The 6,902-nt window shown below is 72.6% G+C and carries 5 protein-coding genes; 1 reads left to right on the top strand and 4 read right to left on the bottom strand.

Annotated features, from left to right (window positions below; all coding sequences use genetic code 11):
- Positions 1-381: 381 nt before the first annotated feature.
- Positions 382-1,350: an alpha/beta fold hydrolase gene (locus JW613_RS33920; protein ID WP_209214835.1), complete on the bottom strand. Its 969-nt coding sequence runs from the start codon at positions 1,348-1,350 to the stop codon at positions 382-384.
- A gap of 549 nt (positions 1,351-1,899) precedes the next feature.
- A complete protein-coding gene (locus JW613_RS33915; protein ID WP_099882083.1) occupies positions 1,900-2,595 on the bottom strand; it encodes an iron-dependent transcriptional repressor DtxR in 696 nt (231 codons plus the stop codon).
- 226 nt (positions 2,596-2,821) lie between these two features.
- Between JW613_RS33915 and JW613_RS33910 the strand changes: the two genes are divergently transcribed.
- On the top strand, positions 2,822-3,664 hold the full coding sequence (locus JW613_RS33910) for an SIS domain-containing protein (RefSeq protein ID WP_209214824.1): 843 nt from the start codon (positions 2,822-2,824) through the stop codon (positions 3,662-3,664).
- Here JW613_RS33910 and JW613_RS33905 read toward each other — a convergent pair.
- Together JW613_RS33905 and pdxH are read right to left on the bottom strand one after the other, a co-directional pair.
- The gene (locus tag JW613_RS33905; protein ID WP_209214822.1) at positions 3,655-5,256 is read right to left on the bottom strand and encodes a PAS domain-containing protein; all 1,602 of its coding nucleotides are present in this window, start codon (positions 5,254-5,256) and stop codon (positions 3,655-3,657) included. The genes JW613_RS33910 and JW613_RS33905 overlap by 10 nt on opposite strands.
- A gap of 533 nt (positions 5,257-5,789) precedes the next feature.
- Entirely contained in the window at positions 5,790-6,416 is a 627-nt protein-coding gene (gene pdxH, locus JW613_RS33900) for a pyridoxamine 5'-phosphate oxidase (protein WP_209214833.1), read from the bottom strand.
- Positions 6,417-6,902 lie beyond the last annotated feature (486 nt).

Below are 6,902 nucleotides of genomic sequence, written 5' to 3'. Positions count from 1 at the left end.
CGCCCGGCGTTACCGGTAACGCCGGTGCGGGCGGAGTGGCACCAACACTCGACCCGCAGGGTCGTCACCGGCCGAACCATGGACAGCAACAAGCACGCCGATCGCTCGAAAGAAAGGACAGATCATTCGGGGGCAGGGGGGTCCTAGGGGGGCGAAGCCCACCTAGCGGGGGGCCGTTGGGTGGGGGTCCCCCCGGCCGAAGGTTGGGGGCGGAGCCCCCCGACACGACCCCTCGGCGGCAGCCGAAAACGCAAGGGGGCGTGCCCCCACAACAAGGGGCGGCGCACCCCGCGGAGCGAGGGCGTGCCCCCACAACAGGGGCGGCGACAGCCGGAGGGGGTCAGGGGGCGTGCCCCCACAAGCAGGCGGGGGCACCGGCCCTCATGGGGTTGCCCCGGGGGGCGGCGTACCCGCCGGGAGGGTGAGGGTGGCTTGGAGGAAGGGTTCTACGACGCGGCGCCAGTCGTCGGGCTGGTCGTAGTGGATGAGATGACCGGCCTCGGTCACCTCCGCGTAGATCCCCCGCGGCAGCACCCGCACCATCTCCTGGGCCTCGGCGCGGCCCAGTTCGCCGTCGAGTCCGCGGACGACGAGGGTGGGGCAGCGGACCTGGGCCAACTCGTCCCAGTGCGCGTCGTGCACCCACGCCTCGCGGACCCGCATCATCACTTCGGGTGAGAACGTGGGCCGCCAGCCGTCCTCGCGTTCGGACATCACCTCGGCGAAGAACTCACCGCGCGAGGGGCGGGAGCGCTCCAGCGCGGGGTCGTCCTCGCCGAACCACCTGCGTACGTCGGCGAGGGTCGCGAAGGGGACGGGCCAGGACTTGAACCACTCCTCCCATTCGCGCTGGGACTGCTCGCCGAGTGCCGAGGCGCGCATGTCGCTGATCACCAGGGCCTGGACGAGGTCGGGGCGTTTGGCGGCGAGTTGCCAGGCGGTGAGTGCGCCCATCGCATGGCCGACGAGCGCCACCGGGGCCAGTTCGAGCTGTTCGAGTGCGGCCTCCGCGTCGGCGACGAACGCCTCGCGGTCGTAGCGTCCTTCCTGTGGCTTGTCGCTGCGGCCGTGGCCGCGTTGGTCGAGGGCGACGGCGCGGTAGCGGTCGGCGAGCCAGCGGGCCGTGCCTGCCCAGTGCGAGGCGCGGCCCATGAGTCCGTGCAGTAAAAGCACTCCGGGGGGCTTGCGGCGCTGTGTGTCGGTCCGCCGTCCGGAGCCGGGGGCCTGCTCCGTCGCGCCTGGCGCGGCGACGCCGGCCAGGGCTTCGGGACCGGCCTTGGGCGGGTCGGCGAACTCCCAGGCGGCGAGCCCGATTCCGTCCGCCCCCGTCACATCGATCCGTCGCACCATGCGTCGTGACACCCCCACTCCTGTGACCGCCGCGTCAGACTATCGAACCTTTATTCGAACAGCCGGTCCTCACGGCGAATACCCCACCTTCGAGTGACAACGCTGCGGGGTTGCCCGCCGTCCCCCGGGGGAGACAGGAACCGGGAGGGCGGCAGACCTTGAGAGCTCGGGGCTCCGGGTCGCCGCGGGGGGACATGGGGAGTCGGGGCTCCGGCGGCCGAACGCGCCGGAGCCCCGGCTGCTCACCCACCCGACGTGGGGCGGTGCGGGGCCCGCGGAACACAGCATCGATGGCTCCCCTTCCGCCGGCAGCAGCGTCGCACGGCACGCACATGGCCGCTCGTGTTCCGGCAACTCTGGTACGGCCTGAAGAATTTGGGAAGACGCCCACGCGCGTGGGCGCTCACCGAAGGCCGCGGCGCGCCTCCGGGCGCCGGGGCGGCCGTCGGCACGCCGGGGCGCACTCGGCCGTCCCCGGGTACGGAACGTCCTGGCCGGCCGCGCGGTTCCCCGATCTGTCGGGGGCGGGCCGGCCGGTCGCCGCGGGCGTCAGCGCTTGGCCACGAAGACGTGCGCGGCGATCTCCGTGCCGAGCTCCGCCGCCTCGCCGCTGCTGCCCACCTGGACGCCGCCCGCGGCGCCCGCGTTGACGCTGACGACCGCGCCCGGCTGCACACCGGCGCGCCGCAGGGTGTACATCAGTTGGGCGTCCATCTGGATCGGCTCGCCGATCCTGCGGACCACGACGGTCTTGCCGTCGCCGTCCGTCTCCACGTCGTTGAGGCTGACGAGGCCTTCGCCCAGGAACGGGTCGGCCTCCGCCTTCTCGCCCAGCTCTTCGAGGCCGGGGATGGGGTTGCCGTAGGGCGACTCCGTGGGGTGGCGCAGCAGGTCCAGCACGCGGCGCTCGACCGCCTCGCTCATCACGTGCTCCCAGCGGCACGCCTCGGCGTGCACCTGCTCCCACTCCAGTCCGATGACGTCGACCAGCAGGCACTCGGCCAGCCGGTGCTTGCGCATCACGCGGGTGGCGAGCTGCCTGCCGTCCTCGGTCAGCTCCAGATGCCGGTCCCCGGCGACCGTCACCAGTCCGTCCCGCTCCATCCGGGCCACGGTCTGGCTGACCGTCGGACCGCTCTGGTCCAGGCGCTCGGCGATGCGGGCTCGCATCGGGACCACACCTTCCTCCTCAAGCTCCAGGATGGTGCGGAGATACATCTCCGTGGTGTCGATGAGTCCTGACATTGCGTAGCCCCTAGTCAGTTGTGCGGTGGCCCTGGAAGCAATTCTGACGCATCGCACCGACAACCGCCCCGTCCCGACCGCGAGCCGGTGGCCGCGGCTGCGGCCCGCCGGTTGACAGAAGAGGGTCCGGACCCCACCGTGAGCGCGGTACTACGGAACGGAATCGGGTGCGGCGCATGTCCGTGGGCGTCACCCGGTCCGCGGTGACGGATGCGAAGGGCACGCGATGGGCGAGCAGGCCGAGAGGGATGGGCAGGCCGGGAGGGCTGAGCAGGCTGAGGGAGCTGAGCAGGTCGAGGGGGCTGGGCAGGACAGGAGTGCGGACAGGACGCCGGCCGGGGAATTCTTCGACGCGGCTGTCGCACTGCTGAAGGAGGTCCGGGACGGCGAGGCGGCCGGCATCGAGGCGGCGGGCAAGCTGCTCGCCGAGACCATCGCCGACGGCGGCCGGATCTTCGCCTTCGGCGCGGGCCACTCCTCCCTCCCGGCGCAGGACACCGTCTACCGGGCGGGCGGGCTCGCGGTGATGAACCTGCTGAACGTCCCCGGCGCCGTCGGGGTCGACGTCACCCCCGTCACGCTCGGCAGTGCGCTGGAGCGGGTCTCCGGGCTGGCGGCGGCAGCGCTCGACTCCAGCCCGGCGCGCGCCGGCGACGTACTGATCGTCATCTCCCTCTCCGGCCGCAACGCGCTCCCCGTGGAGCTGGCCCTCAACGCACGGGCGCTCGGCCTGAAGGTCATCGGCGTCACCTCGGTCGCGTACGCGGCGCAGACCCGGTCACGGCACACCACCGGCACCTTCCTCAAGGACCACTGCGACATCGTCGTGGACAGCCGGATCGCCGTCGGTGACGCCGAACTGACCGCCGAGGGCGTCGGAGCGCCGTTCGCGCCCGCCTCCACGGTGGTGGCGAGCGCGGTGATGCAGGCGATCGTCGCCACCGCCACGCACGAGCTGGTACGCCGGGGCGTCGAGCCGCCCATGCTGCGCTCGGGCAACGTGGACGGCGGACACGACTGGAACGCGCACGTGATGGACGAGTACGCGGACCGGATCTTCTACCGCTGATCTCCCTGCAGCGCGACCGCCAGGTCGGCTGCCGCCGCGACGTGTGCGGCGATCTGCTCCGCGTAGTCCGCGTCCTCCCTGTCGAAGGGGCGGCGGCCCGCGTCCCGCAGGAAGGTGACGACGCCGAGCGAGCGGCCCCGGCAGCGCAGCACCGTGCACAGCCCGTGCACGGTGCCCTGCGGCCACTTGCGGGTCCGTGCCCACTCCACGGCGTCCGGCCCGCGCTGCTCGCCGCTGCTGGCGCGCACGGATGTGCAGCGCTGGTACGCCTGGAGTGCCGGATGGCCCTCCGGGTAGGCGACGGGGATGCCGCTGGCGGTGCCCGGTTCGATGAACGGCGGCCGACCGCGCTCGACGGCGGGGGCCAGCGCTGCCCGCACCAGCCGGGGGTCGCGGGGCGGTAGCGCGTCCAGCGAGGCGTCCCGGGTGCGTGAGGGCTCGGGGCCGGGCTCGGCCACCAGATCGAGCAGCGCGTGGTCGGCGAAACCGGCCAGCGCGAACTCCAGGTGGAGGCATGCGGCCTCCATCGGGTCCGCGCACTCCGCCGCTGCGCGCGCCGCGCGGTGCAACTGGCCGTCGCGGAAGCGCAGCCGGGCCGCCTCCCGCTCGGCCCGCTTCTGCGCGGTGACGTCCTGGAAGAGCCAGGCGACCCCCAACGGCACGGGCTCCTCCGCCAGCGGTGACGCCAGCCGCAGGAAGCCGCTGCGCCAGCAGCGGCGGCGCGCCGACTCGGTGCCGGCGGAGGTCGCCTCGACCTCGTCGGGGCCCGCTCCCGCACCGGCTGCGGGGCGGCTCCGGCCGTTGGGGTCGACGGCCCCGGGGTCGGCGTCCGCCCGGTCGCTGTCGGCGCGGTCGGCGGGCGCGGTGTCGGCGGGCGCGCGGCCCGCAGCCATGCGGTCGCCGTGCGGGCGCAGCGTCACCCATATCTCGGCGGGCGCGGGTGGTGCTCCTTCGCCGAGCACGTGCTGGAGCGCGCCCTCCAGCTCCTCCATGCCCTGCTCCAGCAGTTCGCCCAGCGGGCGGCCGAGCATGGTGGCACGGGCCGGCACCCGGAAGGCCCGGGCCGCGTAGGCGTTCACGACGGTGGGCCGCAGATCGGCGTCGACCAGGACCACCCCCCAGGAGGCGTCCTCCAGCAGTGCCTCGCTCAGCGCGATGCAGCGCTCCAGGTCGATCTGGGCGTGCACTTCGCTGAACGCGCAGTAGACGCCCTTGGGGCGACCGTCGGCGCCGCTGACTCCCGAGGACTGGATGCGCACCAGCACCCGCCCGCCGTCCTTGGTCAGCAGCGCGAACTCGTGGACCTGCCGGCCGGGCGAACGCATCGCGTCGAGCAGCCGGCCCTCCACCTCCTCGGCGTCGGCCGGGCGCACCGCCCAGCCGGCCAGACCCTTGCGGCCGACTGCCTCCTCCTGCGTCCAGCCCAGCATCCGCTCGGCCTCGCGGTTCCAGTGGGTGACCACGCCGTCGGCGTCGAAGGCGCACAACGCGGCGTCCATGCCGTCGAGCAGCGCGGCGAGCAGGAGTTCGTCGTCGGGCCCGCCGTCACCGTCCGAGGACGACGCGGAATGGGTTTCGGATCGAGCCGCCACCTCGGCACCCCCCTTGTTGCCTCGTAGCCCCTGTTGCCCTGTAGGCCTTGTTGCCTTGTTGCCTCGTAGGCCTTGTTGTCCTGTTTGTGCTTCTTGTGCTTGTGCTTGTTGCTGTGCGTAGCCCTTGTTGCTGTGCCCGTCTGTTGCCGTGCTGTCCGCATCACGATCGTCGCTGAGCGCCACGGAGCGTGTACGGATCATTCAACTCGAACGTGACACAGCACACAGCGAGTTCCCCGAAATCGTTGTCGCCCCGAAATTCGCCGAAATTCGTTTGCCGCCCACCGGGGCGGTGCCTACGGTGAGGAGCACACAGGAAAGGAGGTGATCCGGCTGATGATCAATCACCGGACGTGTGAGGTGGCTGCGGCCTGAGGCCGACGCCACTAGCGTGACGCCGGTTCGCCGGCCAATCCACAGCAGTCACCCGGCCCGTGGGCTCGTCGGACTCGTCCGACCGACGCCGTCCGCCTCCGGCGGAGGGAGTCGCCCACGGGCCGTTTCCTGTTCGCGCCCTGACGGGCGCGGTCAGCTCAGGGGCAGAGCCGTTCGATCTCCCAGTCGCCGCTCGCCGCGAGGCGGTAGCGCAGCCGGTCGTGCAGCCGGTTCTCCCGGCCCTGCCAGAACTCCACCGTCTCCGGCCGCACCCGGTAGCCGCCCCACTGGGCGGGCGCCGGAACGTCCTCCCCCTCCGGGTAGCGCTCCGCCAGCTGTGCGTACAGCCTGTCCAGCTCTTCCCGGGAGGCCACCTTGGAGGACTGCTCGCTCGCCCAGGCGCCGAGCTGGGAGCCGTGCGGGCGGGTCCGGAAGTAGGCGGCCGTCTCGTCGCGCCCGGTGCGCTCCGCCGTACCGGAGACGATCACCTGGCGGGCGATGCCGTGCCAGGGGAAGAGCAGCGAGACGTACGGGTTCGCCTCGATCTCCCGGCCCTTGCGGGAGCCGTAATTGGTGAAGAAGACGAAGCCCCGCTCGTCGTAGCGCTTCAGCAGGACGGTACGGGAGCTGGGGCGGCCCCGCTCGTCGGCGGTGGAACAGACCATGGCGTTCGGCTCGTGCAGTCCGCTGGCGGTCGCCTGGGCGAACCAGAGCGCGAACTGGGCGAAGGGGTCGGGCGCCAGCCCGCTCTCACCGAGTCCTTCGTCCCGGTAGTGGGCACGCATCGCGGCGGGGTCGAGAGTGGTCGGGTCCGTGGGGGTGGCGGCAGCGGCGGTTTCAGCGGTCCCGGCAGCAGCGTCGTCAACGTCATCGGCGTGAGGCACGCAGCCATCTTGCAGCATCCGCCCCGGTCCCGGTCGGACAGTCTGCCCGGTGGACCCCCTGCGCACACCTGCGGGCCCGCAATCGGCCGCTGTGCCTCATCTCACCCTCCCGTGCAGGTGCCGGAACCGACAGAATCTGACCCCGAGAGCTGTGGCAGCCGTACACCAGCGGCTATCGTTGCCGCTCCGCCCGACAGCGTGCTCCAGGCCACAGGCAGCGGAGCGTGACCACCGACCGGGGCGGGCATGACCGAGGTGACGGCCCGGTCCGTGAGCCGCGAGCAGCCGGCAGCGGAACCGTTCGCCGCGCCCACACAGCATGCGCAGCATGCACAGCAGACCACGCTGCCCCGCGCAGCCCACCGCCAGCAGGTCGTTCCGCCCGTC

The organism is Streptomyces smyrnaeus (assembly GCF_017676345.1).
GTDB lineage: Bacteria > Actinomycetota > Actinomycetes > Streptomycetales > Streptomycetaceae > Streptomyces > Streptomyces smyrnaeus.
Note: the sequence above shows the minus strand (reverse complement) of the source record. Positions and strands in the feature narration are given on the sequence as shown.

Coding starts and splice junctions, on each gene's coding strand:
- pdxH (WP_209214833.1), bottom strand. CDS start 6,416: ATGCGTGCCCACTACCGGGACGAAGGACTCGGTGAGAGCGGGCTGGCG.
- JW613_RS33920 (WP_209214835.1), bottom strand. CDS start 1,350: ATGGTGCGACGGATCGATGTGACGGGGGCGGACGGAATCGGGCTCGCC.
- JW613_RS33915 (WP_099882083.1), bottom strand. CDS start 2,595: ATGTCAGGACTCATCGACACCACGGAGATGTATCTCCGCACCATCCTG.
- JW613_RS33910 (WP_209214824.1), top strand. CDS start 2,822: ATGGGCGAGCAGGCCGAGAGGGATGGGCAGGCCGGGAGGGCTGAGCAG.